Here is a 19,827-nt window from a genome sequence, read left to right on the forward strand (position 1 = left end):
CCGTCTTCTGGATAGGCCACCGTCAATGCCAAGCCCCGCGCGAGACGGCAGGCACGGGAGTGGGCAGGTCAGGTCAGGGCTTTGTGGAGTTCGATGCGGGAGCGGATGCCCAGGCGGCTGAAGATGTTGCGCATGTGGTGGTCGACGGTGCGGGTGCTGAGGAACAGCTGCGCCGCCACCTCCCGGTTCGTCGCCCCGTCCACGACCAGCCGGGCGATCTGGAGCTGCTGCGCGGTCAGCACCTCGACCGCGGTGACCTCCGGCGCCTGCACGGCCTCCCCGGCGGCGCGCAGCTCGGCGCGGGCCTGCTCGATCCAGGTCGGCATGTCCAGCCGGGTGAACGTCTCCAGGCATCGGTGCAGGTGCTCCCGGGCGTCCCGGGGGCGGCGGCTGCGCCGCAGCTCCTGGCCGTACAGCAGCTCGGTGCGGGCGCGCTCGTAATCGGACTCGGCGGCCCGGTGCAGCAGCAGCGCCCGCTGGAACCACTCGTCGGCCTCGGCGCTGGCGCGCGGGGCGAGCAGTGCCCGGCACCGGGCCGCCAGTGCCCGCCGGGCCGGGTCGCCGGTGGCGTCGGCCCAGCTGGAGAAGCTGTTCAGCGCGGGCAGGGCCCGTTCGCGTTCGTCGGCGCGTACCGCGGCCTCGACCAGCCAGGGTGTGGCCAGCGCCTGCACCACCACGTGCCCGCGCCCGGTGACCGGGTCGGCGATGGCGGCGATGCGGGTGACCGCGTCGGCGGGGCGCCCGCCGAGCAGGTCGAGCACCGCCTGCGCCCACTGGGTGAGCGCCTTGGGCCGGTTGGCGCGGCCCGCGCCGGGGGCGAGTTCGATCTCGCGGACGCGGCGCAGGCAGGCGTCGCGGTCGCCGCGTACGGCGGCGAGCACCGCGAGCATGCCGAGGTGGTCGGCGGCGTAGTTGTCCTGGCCGCCGGCGCGCGCGGCGCGCAGCCCGTGCAGGCTGGTGGCGGTGGCGGCCTCGTGGCGGCCGAGCCAGTACTCGGCGTACGCGGTCATCTCCAGGGCCAGCGGCAGCTCGCAGACCTCGCCGGTCTCGCGGACCACCTCGACGGCGCGCGCGGCCAGCCGGTGCGCGCCGATGTCGTCGGCCAGCAGCAGCGCGCTGGCGGCGGCGCAGGTCAGCGTGGTGGCCCGGTCGACCTCCCCGGCCAGCTCGATGACCCGCCGCAGCGGCGCGACGGCCCGGTCGTGCCGCCCCAGGAAGGTCGCCGCGAAGCCCGCGAAGTGCTCGAAGATCACATTGAGGTACGGCGGATCGTCGGCGCGCCGCAGCCTCGCCGCCCGCAGCGCCACCTCGCCGAAGCGCGGGTAGTCGCCGGAGAAGCACAGCGCCTCCCCGACCCGCAGCAGCGCGTGCACGGCCAGCTCGCGGTCGGTGGCGGCGAGCCGGGCGGCAGTGGCCAGCAGCGTGTCGGCGGCGGTGGCGGTGGCCCCGGCGCGCAGCTCGATCTCCCCGGCCAGCACCTCGCTCTCGCCCACCACCGCCTGGTCGCGGGTGGCGGGGCGGGCCTGGCGCAGCAGCCGCCGGGCGCGCTGCGGGCTGCCCGACTGCCAGGCGTACCGCGCGGCGGTGACCAGCCGGATCGCCGCCCCGACCGGTTCGTCGCTCAGCTGGGCCGCGTGCTCCAGCGCGGTGGCGGCGCGGGAGTAGCCGCCGCAGGCCGAGCCGCCCGCCGCGGCGGCGTGCTCCAGCTCCTCGGCCAGCGCCGGGTCGGGTCCGTGCGCGGCGGCGGCCAGGTGCACGGCGCGGCGCAGCCGGTCCCGGTCGGGGTCGAGGACGTCGGCCAGGTGCAGGTGGGCGGCGCGGCGGCGGGCCAGCGGGGCCTCCTCGTACGCCAGGGCGCGCACCATGGGCTGGGCGAAGACGACGGCGCCCCGGTCGACCCGGACCAGCCCCTGGCGTTCGGCCGGGGCCAGCGCGCCGATGTCGACGCCGTCCGCGCGGGCGGCGCGCAGCAGCCCGGCGGCGTCCATCTCGTCGTCGGCGGCGGCCAGCAGCAGCAGCCAGCGGGTGTCGGCGGGCAGCCGGTCGAGCCGTTCGCGGTACGCCAGGCGCAGCACGCTGCCCTCGGGCAGCCGGGTGGGCAGCGGCGCGTCGCCCTCCCGTTGGGCCGGGGTGAGGCAGCGGGCCAGTTCGGTCAGCGCCTGCGGGTTGCCCGCGGCGACCGCGGCCAGCGCCGCGGCGGCGTCGTCGTCGAGCGGGGCGTCGCCGTCGGCGAGCAGGTCGGCCAGCAGCTGCCGGGCCGCGTCCGGCGCCAGCGGTTCCAGCGCGTGGTACGGCACGCCCGCCAGGGTGGTGCCGGGGCCGGCGGTGAGCAGCATGGCGACCCGCTGCCCGCGCAGCCGCCGGGCGGCGAAGCCGAGCACCGCCATGGACGGCCGGTCGACCGCGTCGGCGTCGTCGACGCAGCACAGCACGGGCCGCTCGCGGCCGAGCGCGCCGAGCAGCGTGAGCACGGCCATGGACAGGGCGAGCCGGTCGGGTCCGGCGCAGCCGCCGGCGGTCAGCACCCCGTGCAGCACCTTCGCCTGGTGCGGCGGCAGCAGTCCGGGGCGGTCGCCGACCGGCTGGAGCAGGCCGTGCAGGGCCGCGTACGGCAGGTCGGCCTCGTCGTGCAGGCCGCCGACCCCGAGCACCGTCCAGCCGGGTGCGCGGGCGGCGGTGTGGCGCAGCAGCGCGGTGCGGCCGGAGCCCGGGTCGCCGTGCAGCAGCAGCGCGCCGCCGGCGCCCGCCTCGGCGCGTACCAGCAGGTCGGCCACGGTCTCCCGGAGGCGGTCGCGGCCGCGCAGCATAGGTATGTGCACTGAAGATGCATTTACCATGCCGCCAGTGTTACCTATAAGTAACGCGATGAAAAGGGTGTGCACGTGCCGCCTGGGGCGGCCGGTCAGCCCAGCCCGGTCGCCATGGCGTTGAGCAGCAGCGCGGTGACCGTACGGGTCATCACCGCCGCCGCCTGCTCCTCGTCCAGCCCCAGCCCTTCGCGCATCATCGACCACGCGGGCCACATCGTCGACGCGATCAGCGCGTGCAGCAGCTGGTCGCGGCCCGCGCCCGCCATCTCCAGCTCGGGCGCGAACAGCACCTCGATCTCCTCGCGCACCCGCGCGATGTGCTTGAGCCGGTTGCGCCGCAGCTGCGCCGAGTACGGCTCACGCACCTGCGCCGCCCGCGCCATCGGGGCGATCAGCTGCAGCAGCCGCACCCGCTGGGCGCAGAACTCGGCCACCCGCTGCCGCAGCGGCAGGTTCGGCGGCACCGGCTGGAACGCCGCGTCCTGCGCCGCCAGCACCTGGCGGCCGCTGGCCTCGAACAGCGTCTCCATGTCGGCGAAGTTGGTCCACAGCGCCCGCAGCGACACCCCGGCCCGCTCGGCGATCCGCTCCCCGGTCGGCCGCAGGTCGCCCTCGGCGATCAGCGCCAGGTGCGCGTCCACGATGGCCGCCCGCGTCCGCTCCGCCCGAGCCGTCCGCCCGTCCACCCGCCCCTCAACCTTCCCCATCCCCGGCGCCCCCACCCTTTCACCACGTTGATCATGAACTTATGGACGTGTTTGACGGCGTGTTCCCACCCTGGCGCCGTGATCACTGCGGGGGTGGGCCGGGCCAGGGGTCGAGACCGGCCGGTGTGCTCGCAGAGTGTAGTCGCGCCCGGCGGGCCGGGGCGCGAATTTAGATGCACTCTGAGTGCTGACTGTAGCGGTAACCGATTTGTGGCGCCACACCGATGTCAAGGTCGGCGGCATGGTGACGTGATCCACGGGTGGGACTCGTTGACACGAGGTGGAAAGAAGTCGCAGCTTTAGTGCACATAGTTTGGCCATACTCCCGAAAGGACATGCCTGTGCCTGAAGCTGTCGTGGTCGCCGCCGCCCGCACGCCGATCGGCCGCGCCAACAAGGGGTCGCTCGTCGACCTGAGGCCCGACGACCTGGCGGTCGCCGCGGTGCGCGCCGCCCTGGCCGCCGTGCCGCAGCTCGACCCGCGCGAACTCGACGACCTGGTGCTCGGCTGCGGCCAGCCCGCGGGCGAGCAGGGCCACAACCTCGGCCGCGTCGTCGCGGTCATGCTGGGGCTGGACCGGCTGCCCGGCACCACGGTCAACCGGTACTGCGCCTCCTCGCTGCAGTCCACCCGGATGGCCCTGCACGCCATCCGCGCCGGGGAGGGCGACGCCTTCCTGTCCGTCGGCGTGGAGCTGGTGTCGCACTACGGCAACGGCCGCAGCGACGGCACGCCGGGCACCCGCAACACCGTCTTCGACGCGGCCGTGGCCCGCACCGAGCGGCGTACCGGCGAGGGCACCGGGCCGTGGCAGGACCCGCGCGAGGACGGCGAGCTGCCCGACGTGTACATCGCCATGGGCCAGACCGCCGAGAACGTCGCCGAGAGGTTCGGCGTGTCCCGGCAGGAGCAGGACGAGTTCGCCTGCCGCTCGCAGAACCTGGCCGAGCAGGCCGTCGCGGCCGGGTTCTGGGCGCGCGAGATCACCCCGGTGACCAGGCCGGACGGTACGGTCGTCAGCGCCGACGACGGCCCGCGCCCCGGCGTCACCATGGCGGCGCTGGCCGGGCTCGCACCCACGTTCCGGCCCGACGGCACGGTGACGGCCGGCAACTGCTGCCCGCTCAACGACGGCGCCGCCGCGGTCGTCATCATGTCGGACCGGCGGGCCCGGGAGCTGGGCATCACGCCGCTGGCCCGGATCGTGTCCACCGGCGTGTCCGCGCTGTCGCCCGAGATCATGGGCATGGGCCCGGTCGAGGCGTCGCGGATGGCGCTGGCCCGCGCGGGCATGTCCATCTCCGACGTCGACCTGGTCGAGATCAACGAGGCGTTCGCGGCGCAGGTGGTGCCCAGCGCCCGCGAGCTGGGCCTGGACTGGGACCGCCTGAACGTCAACGGCGGCGCCATCGCGGTCGGTCACCCCTTCGGCATGACCGGCGCCCGCATCACCACCACCCTGCTCAACTCCCTGAGCTGGCACGACAAGACCATCGGCCTGGAGACCATGTGCGCCGCCGGCGGCCAGGGCATGGCCATGGTCCTCGAACGCATCTCCTGACGGCAGGCCGGCCGCCCCGGCACCCGTCGAGGGTGCCGGGGCGGCCGCCTAGTTGATCAGGAACCTGTGCACATGACACGCCGTCGAGCCGTGCCATAGGTTCATGATCGACACGTCAGGGGAGGGTGACCGCCGGCGGGGTGGGGCGGGGGGTGGGGTATTCGGTGACGGGGCTGGTGGGGGTGTCGTCGGTGGTGTAGACGGGGCCGAAGAAGACCTGGGTGCCGGCCTCGATCTTGGTGAGGCGGTAGCCGCCGTAGCCGGAGTGGTCGGTCTTGCTGTAGCGGAACGGGGCGTAGCCGGGGCCGGTGAAGCCGTTCTTCTCGACGGCGGCGAGCAGGCCCTCGCGGGTCAGGTCCTTGCCGGCGTTCTGCAGGGCCTGGACGAAGGTGTACGCGACCGACATGCCGTAGACGGTGTTGCCGTTGAACGGGGCGCTGCCGTTGTACTTGTCGTGGATCTTCTTGAACATCGCGGTCCACGGGTCGTTCAGGTCCAGCGGCGCGGGCAGGTTCGAGGCGCCCACGACGCCCTCCAGCAGCACCTTGCCCTCACCGAGCAGCTTGGACAGGGTCTGGTAGTCCGAGCCGACGTTGGAGACCACCCACTGCGGCCTGAAGCCCAGGCGGGCGGCGGTGCCGACGGACAGGGCGGTGAAGCCGGGCACGGTCGCCAGCACGACGACCTCGCACCCGGCCGCCTTCAGGGCGCCGATCTGCGGGGCCACGTTCTGGTTGGTGACGACGTACTTCTCCTTGGCGACCACGGCACCGGCGCCGAGCACCGCCTCGACGCCGACCAGGCTGTCACGGCCGAAGTCGTCGTCCTGGCCGAAGAAGCAGGTCTTCTTGCCCGCGAAGTTCGCCTTCACGTGGGTGGCCAGGATCTTGCCCTCGACGGTGTAGTCGGTGTTGAAGCCGAACGTGCCCGGGTACTTGTCGGGCTGGTTCCAGTTGCGGCTGCCGGAGGCGACGAACAGGTCCGGCACCCGGTTGGTCTTGAGGAAGTCGAGCACGCCGCTGTGGGTGGGGGTGCCCAGCCCGTTGAGGATCGCGAACACCTTGTCCTGGAGCACCAGCTGGCGCACCACGGTCTGGGTGTTGGCCGGGTTGTACCCGTCGTCCATGATCTTGTACGTGATCTTGCGGCCGTTCACCCCGCCGTTGGCGTTGACGTAGTCGAAGTACGCCTTGCTCGCCGGGGCGATCTCGGAGTATCCGGCCGAGGCGGGACCGGTCAGCGGCATGTGCGTGCCGACGACGATCTCGGTGGCGGTGACGCCGGGGACCTCGACGCCCGCGGGCGGGGTCTGGCCGTCGTCGCTGCACGCCGCGGCGGCGGTGAGCAGTGCGGCCGCGGTGGCGATTGCCAGCGTACGGCGCATCAGGCGGTTCATGACGACACCCTTCTGTCGCAATAAATTGATTGTTATCGATGTTGTTCCGTGGAGCCGTGCCGGTTGAGGAGGGAAGTCGAGGTCAGCGGCTCGGCAGCCGCCGCCGGGCCCAGCCGGTGACGCGGTGCAGCAGACCCTGCACCCCGCCCGGCATGGCGATCATGACGACGATCAGGGTCAGCCCGAAGACGAGCAGCGGCAGGTTGCCCTCCAGCCGCTGCGCCGCCGCGGGCGACGAGGCGACCAGCCCGCTGCTCACCTGGTGGGCCAGGTCCGGCAGCGCCACCAGCAGCAGCGCGCCCCAGACCGCCCCGGACAGGCTGCCCAGGCCTCCGATCACCACCGCCATCAGCAGGAACAGCGACAGCGTCAGCGAGAACGCGCCGGGCGAGACGCTCTGCGCCAGCACGGCGAGCAGTCCCCCGCCCAGCCCCGCCCCGGCCGCGCTGACCACGAACGCCTGCACCTGGGCGCGGGCCACGTCGATGCCGGACAGGCGGGCGGCCACCTCGTCGTCGCGGACCGCGCGCAGGGTCCGGCCGAACCGGCCGCGGACCAGGTTGGCCAGCAGCAGCATGGTAAGCAGGGCGCCGAGCAGCGCGATCCAGGCCTGCCAGCGCTCGTTCGGGAAGTACGGCCCGAGCGACAGCGGCGGCGGTTCGACGTACACGCCGAGGCCCTGCTCGCTGTTGAACAGCTCGTCGAAGGTGACCGTCGCGGCGGGCACCGCCACGGCCACGGCGAGGGTGACGCCGGCCAGGTACGGCCCGCGCAGGCGGGCGGCGGCCAGCCCGATCACGAAACCCGCGGCCATGGTGACCAGCACCCCGGCCAGCAGCGACAGCGGCAGCACGCCGTTGCCGGTCACGTCGTGCTCGGCCAGCGTGTTCTGGCACAGCGCCACGGTGTACGCGCCGACCGCCATCAGCGCCCCGTGCCCGAGCGACAGCTGCCCGCTGAGCCCGGTCAGCACGGTCAGCCCCGCCGTGGCGCACAGGTACGCCGCGACCGTGGCCAGCTGGAAGTTGCGGAACGGGTCGAGTTCGAGGCTCAGCAGGTACAGCGCGAAGCCGGCGAGCAGGGTCAGCGCCAGGTGGCGCAGCAGCGTGGCGGAGCGCAGCAGGTTCATGCCTGCCTCGCCACGGTCGCCGCGAACAGGCCGCCCGGCCGGACCAGCAGCACCACCAGCAGCAGCGCGAGCACCGCCATCGGGGTGACGTCGCTGCCGAGGTAGCCGCTGACGTAGGACAGGATCAGGCCGACCGACAGTCCGCCGACGACCGCGCCGGGCGGGCTGTCCAGCCCGCCGACCACAGCGGCGGTGAACGCCGACACGAAGACCAGGTCCATCGCGTGCGGGTGCAGGCCCAGCTCGGTCGGCAGCACCAGCATCGCGGCCAGCGCGCCGACCGCCGAGGCCAGCGCCCAGCCCAGCGTCAGCATGCCGCCGACGTTCACCCCGAGCAGCCGCGACACCTCCGGCGCGAAGGCGGCGGCGCGCATGCGCAGGCCGACCCCGGTACGGGTGAACAGCAGCGCCAGCCCGAGCAGCACCAGCAGCACCGCGCCGAACACGAACAGGTCGTAGCGCGACAGCAGCGGCACCCCGCCGACCTCCAGCGCGGTACGGCTGAACGGGGCGGCCGCGGCGCGGAACTCGTTGCCGTACACCATGCCCAGCGCGGCCTGCACCACCAGCACCAGCCCGAGCGCGACGATGACCTCGGCCAGCGGCGAGCGGTGGTCCACGAAGCGCATCACCGCCCGCTCGACCAGCGCCCCGAGCAGCAGCCCGCCGACCAGCGCCGCAAGCAGGCCGAGCCAGTACGACCCGGTCGCGGTGGTGACGGTGTACGCCGCGTACGCGGCGGCGACGGCCATCGCGCCCTGGGCGAAGTTGACGATGCGCGCGGCGCGCCAGATCAGCACCAGTGCCAGCGCGAACGCCGCCAGCACCGCACCCTTGGACAGGCCGTCGAAGGTCAGGAACACGAACCGGTCCACCGGGCACCTCCTCTCGGGGTCGGACGGTCAGAAGCCGAGGTACGCATGGCGCAGCTCCTCGTCGTCGCGCAGCCGGTCGGCGCCGGTGGCCGCGACCACGCGGCCCAGCGCCAGCACCACGCCGGTGTCGGCGACCGACAGGGCGCTGCGCACGTTCTGCTCGACCAGCAGCACGGTCAGCCCGGTGCGGTCGCGCAGCTGCTTGAGCAGCGCCATGATCTGCGCGGTCACCTTCGGGGCCAGGCCCAGCGACGGCTCGTCGAGCAGCAGCAGCCGGGGCCGGGCCACCAGGGCGCGGCCCAGTGCCAGCATCTGCCGCTCGCCGCCGGACAGCTGGTGCCCGGCGCTGCGGCGGCGCTTGGCCAGGGGCTCGAACAGCTCGTACACCTCGGCCAGGGCCTTGTTCGCGTCGGCGCGGTCGCGGCGCCACAGGCCGCCCAGGCGCAGGTTCTCCTCGACGGTCAGCTCGGCGACCACGCCCCGGCCCTCCGGCACGTGCGCCATGCCCAGATGCACCAGCTTCTCCACCGGGACGCCGGTCAGCGGCCGCCCGTCCAGCAGCACCCGCCCGGCCGACGGCCGGACCAGGCCCGACAGCGTACGCAGCAGCGTCGTCTTGCCCGCGCCGTTGGCGCCGAGCACCGCCGCGATGGTCCCGGCGGGCACGGACAGGTCGACCTCGTGCAGCACCGGCGCGGCGCCGTACCCGGCGGTCAGCCCTTCGACCCGCAGCAGCTCGCTCACGCCTGCGCCCCTTCCTCGACCGCCGCGCCGAGGTACGCCTCGGCCACGGCGGGGTCGTCGCGGATCTCGTCCGGGGTGCCCTCGGCCAGCAGCCGGCCGAAGTCGAGCACCACGATCCGGCCGCAGACCCGCATCACCAGGTCCACGTGGTGCTCGACCAGCATCACCGCGCACCCGCCGTCCCCCGGCAGGCTCGTGATCACCTCGGCCAGCTCCTCGATGTCCTGCGCGCCGAGGCCGCCGGCGGGCTCGTCCAGCAGCAGCAGGCGCGGCCGGGCGGCCAGCGCGCGAGCCAGCGCGACCCGCTTGCCCACCGCGTACGGCAGCGTGCCGGGCAGGGCGTTCGCGTGCCCCGCCACCCCGAAGCGGTCCAGCAGCGCGAGCGCCTCCTCCCGCAGCCGCCGCTCGTCGCGGTCGCCGCGCGGCAGGGCGAGCAGGCCGGCGAGGAATCCGGCGCGCGCGGTGTGCCCGGCGCCGGTCATCACGTTCTCCAGCACGGTCATGCCCTTGAACAGGCCGACGCCCTGCAGGGTGCGGGCGATGCCGAGCCGGGCCAGCCGGTGCGGGCGCGGGGCCAGCGGCGCGCCGTCGAGCGCGATGGTGCCGCCGGTGGGGCGGACCAGGCCGCAGACCACGTTGAACAGGGTGGTCTTGCCCGCGCCGTTGGGGCCGATCACGCCGACCACCTGGCCGGGCGGTACGCGCAGGGACACGCCCTCCAGTGCGGTCAGGCCGCCGAACCGCACCGTGATGCCGTGCAGGGCCAGACCGGCGGAGTCGTCGAGCGGTGTCATCGTCACCTCGATGTGGACGCGAGCCGGAAGGGATCAAGTAATTACACTTGGAGTGTATGTTTGTGCAACGTCTCGTCAATAGCTTCGTTACCGGGCCGTGATTTCCGCTGGTGGAGCGCTGATCCGCGCCAGGCTTCACGCACCGGTGGTGTAGGAAGATCAGCTCGGCGGCAGGTCGACCAGCTCCGCCAGGCGGGCCCGGTGCCGTCCCGCGCCGCCCAGCGCCAGCGCCGCGCTGCGGGCCCGCTTCAGGTGCACGTGCGCCGGATGCTCCCAGGTGAACCCGATCCCGCCGTGCAGCTGCACGCACTCCTCCGCCGCGCGTACCGCCAGCGGCGAGCAGTGCGCCTGCGCCAGCGCCGCCGCCACCGGCGCGTCCGGATCATTCGCGGCGGCACAGGCAGCCGCGTAGCGGGCCACCGCCCGCCCCTGGGCCAGCTCCACCCACAGGTCCGCCAGCCGGTGCTTGATCGCCTGGTACGACCCGACGACCCGCCCGAACTGCCGCCGCGTGCGCAGGTGCTCGACCGTGGCGTCCAGGCACCACTGCGCCGTGCCCAGCTGCTCCGAGGCGAGCAGCGCCGCGCCGGTGACCAGCGCCGCCTCGACCGCACGGGCGGCGGTGGCGCCCAGCGCCAGCGGCCGGGCGGGTACCGCCGACAGGGTCAGGTCGCACAGCGGCCGGGTCTGGTCCAGCGACACCACGGCGGTGCGGCGCACCCCGGCGGCCGCGGCGTCCACCGCGTAGAGGCCGCTCTGCAGGCCGGTCGCGGCGGGCACCAGCAGCACGTCCGCGCCGAGCGCGTCGGCCACGCTGGTGACCGGGCCGGCCAGCACGTTGCCGGTGGCGGCGACGGTCGCGGTCAGGCCGGAGCCGGGCGCGGTGCTGAACGGGACCGCCAGCGCGACCACCGCCCCGCCCGCGATCCGGGCCAGCAGCTCGGCCGCTTCGGGCACCTCCGCGCAGGTGGTCAGCGCGGCGACCGCCAGTCCGGCCGTACCGAGGAACGGCACCGGCGCGGCGGCGCGGCCCAGCTCCTCCAGCACCACGGCCAGCTCGCAGGCCCCGGCGCCCGCCCCGCCCAGCGACTCGGGCACGGCCAGGCCGGACAGCCCGAGGTCCGCGGCGAGCAGGCGCCACAGGCGCGGGTCGGGCGCGCCGGACCGCTCCAGCCCGGCCAGCACGGCCGCGGGCGCGCAGTGGTCGGCCAGCAGCGCGCGCACCGAGGCGCGCAGCTGCTCCTCCACCTCGCCGTAGCGCAGGTCCAGGCTCATCGGGGCAGGTCCTTCCAGGCGAGGTCGAGGTCGACCCGGGGTTCGGCGGGCAGGCCGAGCACCCGCTCGGCGATGATGTTGCGCAGGATCTCCGAGGTGCCGCCCTCGATCGAGTTGCCCCGGGCGCGCAGGTAGCGGTACGTGGCGCCCCGGCCGGTGAAGTCGACGACGTCCGGGCGGCTGAACTCCCAGCTGTCGTGGCGCAGCCCGGCCTCGCCGAGCAGCTCCACCTCCAGGCTGCTCAGCTGCTGGGCGAGGGTGGCGAAGGACAGCTTCACCGCTGAGCCCTCCGGTCCGGGCTCACCCGCGGCGAGCTGCTGGCGCAGCCGAACGCCGGTCAGCCGGACCGCCTCGGCCCGCACCCACAGCCGCAGCAGCTCGTCGTGCAGGGCCGGGGTGCGCAGCTCCGGGTGCTCGCGCCAGGTCCGCGCGAGCAGCCCGACCAGGCCGCCCTCGCGCGGCACCGGGCCGCCGCCGATGGCGACCCGCTCGTTCATCAGCGTCGTCTGCGCCACCGCCCAGCCCTGGCCGACCTCGCCCAGCCGCAGCTCATCACCCAGCCGTACGTCGGTGAGGAACACCTCGTTGAACTCGGCCTCGCCGGTGAGCTGCCGCAGCGGCCGCACCTCGACGCCGGGGGCGTGCATGTCGCAGACGAAGTACGTCATGCCCCGGTGCTTGGGCACGTCGGCGTCGGTACGGGCGAGCAGGATGCCCCAGCGGGCCCGGTGCGCCATCGAGGTCCACACCTTCTGCCCGCTGACCAGCCAGCCGTCGCCGTCGCGCACCGCCCGGGTGGCCACCGCGGCCAGGTCCGATCCGGCACCGGGCTCGCTGAACAGCTGGCACCAGATCTGCTCGCCGGTCCACAGCGGACGCAGGAAGCGCTCGTGCTGCTCAGGCGTGCCGTGGCGCAGGATCGTCGGGGCGGCCATGCCCAGGCCGATGCCGATGCGCCGGGGCGTGTTGTCGGGTGCGCCCGCCGCCGCGAACAGCGCGTCCGCCCGGGGCTGCAGCTCGCGCGGCCCGGCCAGGCCGCCCAGGCCCACGGGGTAGTGCACCCAGGCCAGGCCGGCGTCGAAGCGGGCACGCAGGAACGCCAGGCGGCCGTCCTCGTCGCCCGGCGCCGGAACCGGCCGCCCGGCGAGGAACTCCTCGACCCGGCGGCGCACCTCGCCGTCGGTGACCGTGTCGTCCACTCGTACCCCTGCCTCAGCTCGTGGAAATCTGCACTGCCAGTGCAATATAGGCGAGGCGCCGCCACCGGGGAAGGGCCGGACCGCTCCGGCATACCGGCCTTCACCAGCCAGTACGGCAGACCGGTGATTTCGCCGATGGCGCCGGTCGATTACCGGCCGACACTGCGCTGATCACCCTGCGTCCTGAGAGGAGACATCGTGGTCGACCGTCCCGGACCCGCCCGCCGGGGGCGCGCCTGGCAGTCGCTGCTGCTGGTGCCGGTGCTCGCACCGCTGCCGGTGGGGCTGTACAACCGGCTGGAGCCGCGGCTGTGGGGCATGCCCTTCTTCTACTGGTACCAGCTCGCCGACGCGCTGCTGGCCATGCTCGTGATCACCGTCGTGTACCAGGCGACCAAGGCGCGGCGCCGATGACCGACCGGGGACTGGAGCTCGGCGTCTTCGCCGCACTGCTCGCCGTACTGCTGCTGCTCGGCTTCTACGCCGCCCGCTGGCGCCGCCCGCACACCCCGCAGTCGCTGGAGGAGTGGGGCGTGGGCGGCCGCGCGTTCGGCAACTGGGTCACCTGGTTCCTGCTGGGCGGCAGCATGTACACCGCGTACACCTACATCGCCGTGCCCGCCCTGGTGTACGGCGTCGGCGCGGTCGGCTTCTTCGCCGTGCCCTTCGCGATCATCACCGCGCCCATGGCGTACGTCATCAGCACCCGCACCTGGTCGGTGTCGCACGCGCACGGCTTCGTCACCTCGGCCGAGTTCACCCGCGCCCGGTTCGGCTCGCGCAGCCTCGCCGCGCTGGTGGCCGTCACCGGCATCATCGCCACCCTGCCCTACATCGCGGTGCAGCTCATCGCACTGCAGGCGCTGCTCAAGACGCTCGGCGTGGACGGCGAGTGGCCGCTGCTGCTGGCCGTCGGCACCGCCTCGCTGTGCACGTTCCGGGCCGGGCTGCGCGCCCCGGCGCTGCTGTCCATCGCCAAGGACGCGCTGCTGCTGTGGCTGCTGCTGTCGGTCGCGCTGCTGGTGGCGATGTCCGGCGGCTGGACCGCGGCGTTCCGCGGCGCCGGGGTGCGGCTGGACGGCGACGCCTCCCCCGCCACCGGCCTGCTGCTGCCCCAGGGCGGGTCGCTGGGCTACCTCACGCTGGTGTTCGGGTCGGCGCTGGCCGTCTTCGCGTACCCGCACGCGCTCACCGGCATCCTCGCCGCCCGCGACCGGGCCACGGTGCAGCGCAACACCGCCGCCCTGCCCGTGTACTGCCTCGCCCTCGGGCTGCTGGCACTGCTCGGCTTCTTCGCCATCGGCCAGGGCGTACGCCCCGTCGGCGGCGACCTCAACACCGTGATGCCGCAGCTGTTCCACGAGGCGTTCCCGGCCTGGTGCGCGGGCATCGCGTACGCCGCCGTCGCCGTCGCCGCGCTCATCCCGGCCGCGGTCATGTCCATCGCCGCGGCCAATCTCTTCACCCGGGGCGTCTACCGCGAATACCTGCGCCCGCACGCCACCGCCGCCGAGGAGGCCGCGGTCAGCCGGTGGGTGTCGCTGCTGGCCAAGGTCGGCGCACTGGCGTTCATCGTGCTGCTCGACCCGCGCTTCTCGGTGGAGCTGCAGCTCATCGGCGGCGTGATCGTGCTGCAGACGGTGCCTGCGGTGGTGCTCGGGCTGTGGACCGGCTGGTTCCACCGGTACGCGCTGATCAGCGGGCTGCTGACCGGGCTGGGCACCGGGGTGCTGCTGCTGTGGCGGGTGCCGCAGCGGGCCGCCGACGGGAGCGTGGTGAAGGCGCACTTCGGCGGATCGAACCTGCCGCTGTCGGAGTTGGGGCTCGGCGGGGGCGGCGCGGTGTACGTCGGGCTGCTCGCGCTGGCGGTCAACCTGGTCGTGGTGGTCGGCGCGACGGTGCTGCTGCGCGGGCTGCGGGTGCCCGGCGGGGTGGACCTGACCCGGCCGGCGGACTACTACGCCGACGCGGGTGACGGGGCGGCCGGCCGCGCCGAGGAGCTGATCGACGGCCGCAGCGCCCGCTCCCCCGCCCACGCCCGCTGACCCCACCCGCCCCGCCCCCCGCCCCCGGCCCCCACCCCGCTTTACATCGACGCTGGCCTATCCAGAGGACGAATGGAGATCATCCGTGCTCCAGATAGGCCAGCGTCAATGCTAAGTCGGGCGGGGTCCGACCGCCGCTCCGGTTGGGGGTCAGCTCACCAGGGGGCAGGTGATGCGGAACTCCTCGATGGAGGAGCTGCTCGGGGCCGGGCAGAGGAACTGCTCGTACCGGGTGTCGTTGTCCACGAACCGCTTGTACCAGGAGATCATGTTCCGGGCGACAGTCGTGTTCGGCGCCTGCGGGAAGAAGTGGCTGGCGCCGTTGAGCTCCACGTACGCCTTCTCGGTCGCGGACGGGATGCTGTTGTAGAACGGCTCCGAGTGCGAGGACACCGACGCGACGGTGTCGTCCTCACCCCCGATGATCATCGTGGGTACGCTCAGCGTCGACCACGACTTGGTCAGGTTCCACGGCGCCAGGGGCACCGCGGCCTGCAGCGACGGCCGGGACCGCGCCGCCTCCAGGGTGCCGCCGCCGCCCATCGAGTGGCCGCCGACCGCCAGCCGGGACGAGTCCACCCGAGACCGGACGGAGCTGGAGTTGACCAGGTAGTCCAGCGCCGCCAGCAGCTGCCGGCCGCGGCTGTCGGGCTGGTCGTACACGGAGTTGGTCTCGATGCCGATCACCACGAAGCCCTGCGAGGCCAGGCGCGGACCGAGCCAGCTGATGCTGGACCAGCTCGCCGTGTAGCCGGGGCACAGCGCGATCGCACCGAAGGTGCCCGCGCTGGTGGTGGTCGGGTAGTAGATGACCCCGCCGCCGAAGCCGCTGACCTGCAGTCGGGACACGCTGACCGAGGACGTGGCGAACGGGCCCTGGGCGGCCTCGACGCTGGCGGTGGTCGGGGCCGGACCCCGCTCGTACGGGTTGTCGGCGGCCTGCGCCGGGGACGCGGCGACGGCACCGGCCGCCAGCGCGAGCGTGAACGCGAGCAGCGTCCGTGCGCCGAGGGAGCGGCGCGTACCTGGTAGCGATGTCTGCACGGGGGTGCCTCCAGCCACGGGCGGAGCCGGGCGGCTCCGGTCTACATTGACGATCGCCAGTCTTTGCGGTCGGGCACTCCCGGCGCATCGGCACAATCGCCCGTATCGGATGGGCACGGAGCAACGCAGACGCGAGGACCCCCGGGTGTCCGGGGGTCCTCGCGAGGGGTGACTTCAGGGATGGGTCAGGTCAGGCGTCAGCCGGCCAGCGGGCCCTTGCCGTACTCGGCCAGCACCAGGTTGGCGGCCAGCTTCTCCCACTTGGCGTAGTGGTACGGGAACGCCGAGACCTGCACGGCCTGCGCGGCGTCGGTCAGCGCCATGTCCTGCCAACCGGGCACGTTGACCAGGCCCTCGTAGAAGGCGCGGGCGGCGTACTCCGGGTCGGTCAGCTGGTCCGGGCTGCCCCAGCCGGCCGACGGACGCTGCTGGAACAGGCCCAGCGAGTCGTGGTCGTTCTGGTCGCCCAGGTGGCCCAGGTTGTTCAGGGTCGACTCCTGCGCGGCGGTCGCCACGGCGATCACCCACGCGCGGGGCGGGAGCTTCATCTCCTTGCCGACCTTGATGATGGCGTCGGCGTTGGCCTTCTGCTCACCGGTCGGGGCGAAGGACGCCTGCTCGGCGTTGACACCCAGCGGCATCAGCTGCGAGGCGGTCGGCGCCTTGACGGTCTTGGCCTTCTTGTGAGTCTCAGCCTTCTGCTCGGACTTCACGACGGGCTTTGCGTCGGTGGCCTGCGGCGCGGCCGTCGCCGGGGCGGCGAAGCCGGTCAGCACGGCCATGCCGGTGGCGGCAAGGACGGCGCGGACGCTGGCGCGCTTGACGGCGGGCATGTGCTTGCGGATCAGGTCGACGTTGACCACGGGTGGAGATCCCTTCGTTGGGTTCACGTACGAAGTGCGATGTGCGTTCACGTACGAAGTGCTGACACCAACTGTGCAGGTCCGACATGTCGGATGGGTACCCCTTGTGAACCAGGTCTCAGGCATGATCACCTAGTGCCGAAACCCCGATTACACAGCGTGATTCCGAGGCCGGACGAGCGGGCGCAACCGGACATACCGAGTCGCCAAGGCCGCATATCTCCGGCGCACCCCTCCGAACCGCGATAACGTACATGAAAACATGTCATACTCGGTTAATTCGGGCTAGCGCGACTGCCCGGCTTGGCCGCGCCGGAAGGAGGAGCGTGTCCGCCCGCAAGGTGATGGCCTGGTACGGCGCCTGGATGGCGCTCCTGGCCGCTGCCTTCTACCGCTACCCCGCCCAGCACATCCTCATCTGGAGCCTGATCGGGTTCAGCGGAGTGGGGGCGATCGTCTGCGGCATCGTGCGCTACCGGCCCCGCCGCTGGACGCCGTGGCTGTGGCTGATGCTCGGGATGGCGCTGCTCTGCGTCGGCGACACGCTCTACAACGTGCTGACCGACCTGTACGGGGAGGTCAACCCGTTCCCTTCCCTGTCGGACATGCTCTACCTGGCCATGTATCCGCTGGTCACCCTGGGCATGCTCGGCCTGTCCAAGGCGGGGGCGGCCAGCCGGGACCGCACCGTGCCGCTGGACGCCATCATCGTCACCGCCGGGCTGGGACTGCTCTCGTGGGTCTTCCTGATCAGCCCGCAGATCTTCAACGAGCAGCTGACCGTGAGCCAGCGCCTGGTCTCGGTGGCCTACCCGCTGGGCGACATCCTGCTGCTGGCCACGGTCGGCCGGCTCATCGCGGTGGTGCCGTTCAGCCCCACCGTTGCCCTGCTGACCACCGGCGCGCTGGGCCTGCTCGCCGCCGACGTCTTCTACGGCCTGGTCCAGCTGCACGGCTTCTGGCGCGTGGGCGGCCCGGTCGACCTGGGCTGGATCGTCTTCTACGCCTGCTGGGGTGCGGCCGCCCTGCACCCGTCGATGGCCGACCTCACCACGCCCCGGGTGGTCCGGCCGCGCGAGATGACCACCTTCCACCAGGTACTGCTGACGCTTTTCGTACTGATCCCGCTGATCGTCCTGATCTTCGGGGTGGGCCAGGGCCGGCTCCAGCACCCAATGGTGATCGTGGCGTTCGTGGTGGCCACCTTCCTGCTGGCGCTGATCCGGCTGTTCGGGGTGATCAACAGCTACCGGGGCGACACCATCCGCACCGCCGGCATCCGCTCCAGCAACGCCGCGCTGATGTCGGCGACCACGGTCGACGGGGTGACCTGGGTGCTCAAGCGCACCGCCGAGCGGCTGCTGCCGGCGGGCACGCCGTACCGCGCGGTCATGGTCATGAACGACGGCAGCGAGCCCGAGCTCTTCCCCGCCACCCCGACCACCGGCTCCCGGATGCGCTTCACCGGCTCGCTGCCGCCGCAGATCGCGCGCCAGCTCGGCGACTTCGAGATCACGCTGCTGTGCCCGCTGGCCCTGGACGACCGGCCCATCGGCGACCCGAACATCGGTGTGCTGCTGCTGTCGGCCGACGAGATGTCGCTGAGCTACCTGCAGCTGCCGATGGAGGTGGTGGCCTCGCAGGCGGCGCTGGCCATCGAGCGCATCATGCTGAACAACGAGATCACCCGGCACAACAGCGAGCAGTACTTCCGCACCCTGGTGCACAACACCGCGGACGTGATCCTGATCGTGGAACCGGACGGCGGGCGCATCCGGTACGCCAGCCCGTCCGCGCCGACCGTCTTCGGCACCGGCGACCTCGACGGCAAGAACCTGGCCGACCTGGTCGACAGCCCGCACCACACGCTGGTCACCGACCTGCTGGCGCTGGCCGCCAGCGAGGACGAGGCGGTCGACACGGCCGACTGGACCGTACGCCGCCCCGACGGCACCTCGGTGCGCACCGAGGTCTCCTGCCGCGACCTGCGCGACGAGCCGACGGTCGGCGGCCTGGTGCTGACCCTGCGCGACGTCACCGACCAGCGCCGGATGGAGGCGGAGCTGACCCACCTGGCGTACCACGACTCGCTCACCGGGCTGGCCAACCGGGTCCGGTTCTCCGAGCGCATCGCCCAGGCCATCGCCCGCGCCGAGCACGACGGCACCGTCGTCGGCGTGCTCTTCATCGACCTGGACGACTTCAAGGTCGTCAACGACACCCTGGGCCACGAGCACGGCGACCAGCTGCTGCGCGCGGTCGGCGACCGGCTGGCCGAGGTGCTGCGCTCCGACGACATCGCCGCGCGGCTGGGCGGCGACGAGTTCGCCGCCCTGATCGAGGGCGCGCACGACGCCGCCACCATCGACGAGGTCGCCGGGCGGATCGTGGCCGCGCTGAGCGAGCCGTTCACCATCGACAACCGGCTGGTCTCCGGCATGGCCAGCATCGGCATCTCCACCAGCGCCGACGCGAGCAACGCGCAGGACCTGCTGCGCCAGGCCGACATGGCGCTCTACGTCGCCAAGGGCGAGGGCAAGGGCCAGTGGCGGCGCTACCTGCCGGAGCTGCACACCGCGATCGTGGAGCGGCTGGAGCTGCGTACCGAGCTGGACCAGGCCATCGCCGACCAGTCGTTCACGATCGAGTTCCAGCCGATCGTGGAGCTGCGCACCGGCATCACCGCCGGGTACGAGGCGCTGGTGCGCTGGTACCACCCGACCCGCGGGCGGCTGCTGCCCGGCGAGTTCATCGAGGTCGCCGAGGAGTCGGGGCAGATCGTGTCGATCGGCGACCAGGTGCTGCGCAAGGCGATCCACGAGGCGGCCCGGTGGCGGCGCGAGGCGGGGCCCGACGCGCCGTACGTCAGCATCAACGTCTCGGCCCGCCAGTTCCGCGCCCCCGGCTTCGTCGAGAGCGTGCACGACGCGCTCACCGACGCCGGGCTGCCCCCGCACCAGCTCATGCTGGAGATCACCGAGAGCCTGCTGCTGCGCGACGACGACCAGATCTGGGAGGACCTGACCGAGCTGCGCGCCACCGGCGTCCGGGTGGCCATCGACGACTTCGGCACCGGCTACTCGTCGCTGAGCTACCTGCGGCACGTACCGCTGGACGTCGTCAAGATCGACCGCCTGTTCACCAGCACCATCGCCTCCTCGGCCCAGCAGGCGGCCCTCGTGGACGGCATCGTCCGGCTCGCGCACACCCTCGGCCTCCAGGTCATCGCCGAGGGCATCGAACGCACCGTCGAGCGCGACCTGCTGTCGCGCATCGGCTGCCGGTACGGCCAGGGCTTCCTCTTCGCCCGGCCGCTCACCAGCGAGGACGCCCTGAAGTTCATGACCGCCCAGCACGTGCCGGCCTGACGGCGAACAGCAAGGA

Annotated in this window: 15 protein-coding genes; 4 read left to right on the forward strand and 11 right to left on the reverse strand. The window is 73.1% G+C overall.

Going from position 1 to position 19,827, the window contains the following annotated elements; all coding sequences use genetic code 11:
- Positions 1-68: 68 nt before the first annotated feature.
- Positions 69-2,819 carry a LuxR family transcriptional regulator gene (locus QEZ54_RS22835; protein ID WP_281306743.1) on the reverse strand — a complete coding sequence of 917 codons (2,751 nt, stop codon included), beginning with the start codon at positions 2,817-2,819 and terminating at the stop codon, positions 69-71.
- An 83-nt stretch (positions 2,820-2,902) separates the two neighbouring features.
- The gene (locus QEZ54_RS22840) at positions 2,903-3,517 is read right to left on the reverse strand and encodes a TetR family transcriptional regulator (RefSeq protein WP_281306744.1); all 615 of its coding nucleotides are present in this window, start codon (positions 3,515-3,517) and stop codon (positions 2,903-2,905) included.
- 335 nt (positions 3,518-3,852) lie between these two features.
- Here QEZ54_RS22840 and QEZ54_RS22845 point away from each other — a divergent pair, with 335 nt between their 5' ends.
- A complete protein-coding gene (locus tag QEZ54_RS22845; protein ID WP_281306745.1) occupies positions 3,853-5,079 on the forward strand; it encodes an acetyl-CoA C-acetyltransferase in 1,227 nt (408 codons plus the stop codon).
- Between the two features lie 115 nt (positions 5,080-5,194).
- On the opposite strand, the gene QEZ54_RS22850 is transcribed toward QEZ54_RS22845, so the two are convergent.
- The 7 genes from QEZ54_RS22850 to QEZ54_RS22880 form a co-directional block, all read right to left on the reverse strand.
- Positions 5,195-6,475 carry an ABC transporter substrate-binding protein gene (locus QEZ54_RS22850; protein WP_281306746.1) on the reverse strand — a complete coding sequence of 427 codons (1,281 nt, stop codon included), beginning with the start codon at positions 6,473-6,475 and terminating at the stop codon, positions 5,195-5,197.
- Positions 6,476-6,557: 82 nt separating this feature from the next.
- Positions 6,558-7,604, reverse strand: coding sequence for a branched-chain amino acid ABC transporter permease (locus QEZ54_RS22855; RefSeq protein WP_281306747.1), 1,047 nt, complete (start codon positions 7,602-7,604; stop codon positions 6,558-6,560).
- Positions 7,601-8,479, reverse strand: a complete 879-nt coding sequence (locus QEZ54_RS22860; RefSeq protein WP_281306748.1) for a branched-chain amino acid ABC transporter permease — start codon at positions 8,477-8,479, stop codon at positions 7,601-7,603. The genes QEZ54_RS22855 and QEZ54_RS22860 overlap by 4 nt, the downstream gene beginning before the upstream one ends.
- Before the next feature lie 27 nt (positions 8,480-8,506).
- On the reverse strand, positions 8,507-9,223 hold the full coding sequence (locus QEZ54_RS22865; RefSeq protein WP_281306749.1) for an ABC transporter ATP-binding protein: 717 nt from the start codon (positions 9,221-9,223) through the stop codon (positions 8,507-8,509).
- The gene (locus QEZ54_RS22870) at positions 9,220-10,017 is read right to left on the reverse strand and encodes an ABC transporter ATP-binding protein (RefSeq protein WP_281306750.1); all 798 of its coding nucleotides are present in this window, start codon (positions 10,015-10,017) and stop codon (positions 9,220-9,222) included. The genes QEZ54_RS22865 and QEZ54_RS22870 overlap by 4 nt, the downstream gene beginning before the upstream one ends.
- Before the next feature lie 159 nt (positions 10,018-10,176).
- The gene (locus tag QEZ54_RS22875; RefSeq protein WP_281306751.1) at positions 10,177-11,292 is read right to left on the reverse strand and encodes an acyl-CoA dehydrogenase family protein; all 1,116 of its coding nucleotides are present in this window, start codon (positions 11,290-11,292) and stop codon (positions 10,177-10,179) included.
- Positions 11,289-12,491, reverse strand: coding sequence for an acyl-CoA dehydrogenase family protein (locus QEZ54_RS22880; RefSeq protein WP_281306752.1), 1,203 nt, complete (start codon positions 12,489-12,491; stop codon positions 11,289-11,291). Before QEZ54_RS22880 ends, QEZ54_RS22875 begins: the two co-directional genes overlap by 4 nt.
- 198 nt (positions 12,492-12,689) lie before the next feature.
- Here QEZ54_RS22880 and QEZ54_RS22885 point away from each other — a divergent pair, with 198 nt between their 5' ends.
- Together QEZ54_RS22885 and QEZ54_RS22890 are read left to right on the forward strand one after the other, a co-directional pair.
- On the forward strand, positions 12,690-12,905 hold the full coding sequence (locus tag QEZ54_RS22885) for a DUF3311 domain-containing protein (protein ID WP_281306753.1): 216 nt from the start codon (positions 12,690-12,692) through the stop codon (positions 12,903-12,905).
- A complete protein-coding gene (locus QEZ54_RS22890) occupies positions 12,902-14,536 on the forward strand; it encodes a sodium:solute symporter (RefSeq protein WP_281306754.1) in 1,635 nt (544 codons plus the stop codon). Before QEZ54_RS22885 ends, QEZ54_RS22890 begins: the two co-directional genes overlap by 4 nt.
- Before the next feature lie 150 nt (positions 14,537-14,686).
- On the opposite strand, the gene QEZ54_RS22895 is transcribed toward QEZ54_RS22890, so the two are convergent.
- Positions 14,687-15,511 carry an alpha/beta hydrolase gene (locus QEZ54_RS22895; protein ID WP_281306877.1) on the reverse strand — a complete coding sequence of 275 codons (825 nt, stop codon included), beginning with the start codon at positions 15,509-15,511 and terminating at the stop codon, positions 14,687-14,689.
- Between the two features lie 266 nt (positions 15,512-15,777).
- Positions 15,778-16,413 (reverse strand): hypothetical protein, encoded by a 636-nt coding sequence (locus QEZ54_RS22900; RefSeq protein WP_281306878.1) that lies wholly within the window; start codon positions 16,411-16,413, stop codon positions 15,778-15,780.
- Between the two features lie 356 nt (positions 16,414-16,769).
- Here QEZ54_RS22900 and QEZ54_RS22905 point away from each other — a divergent pair, with 356 nt between their 5' ends.
- The gene (locus QEZ54_RS22905) at positions 16,770-19,811 is read left to right on the forward strand and encodes an EAL domain-containing protein (RefSeq protein WP_281306755.1); all 3,042 of its coding nucleotides are present in this window, start codon (positions 16,770-16,772) and stop codon (positions 19,809-19,811) included.
- Positions 19,812-19,827 lie beyond the last annotated feature (16 nt).

It is taken from the genome of Catellatospora sp. KI3, from assembly GCF_029948125.1.
GTDB lineage: Bacteria > Actinomycetota > Actinomycetes > Mycobacteriales > Micromonosporaceae > Catellatospora.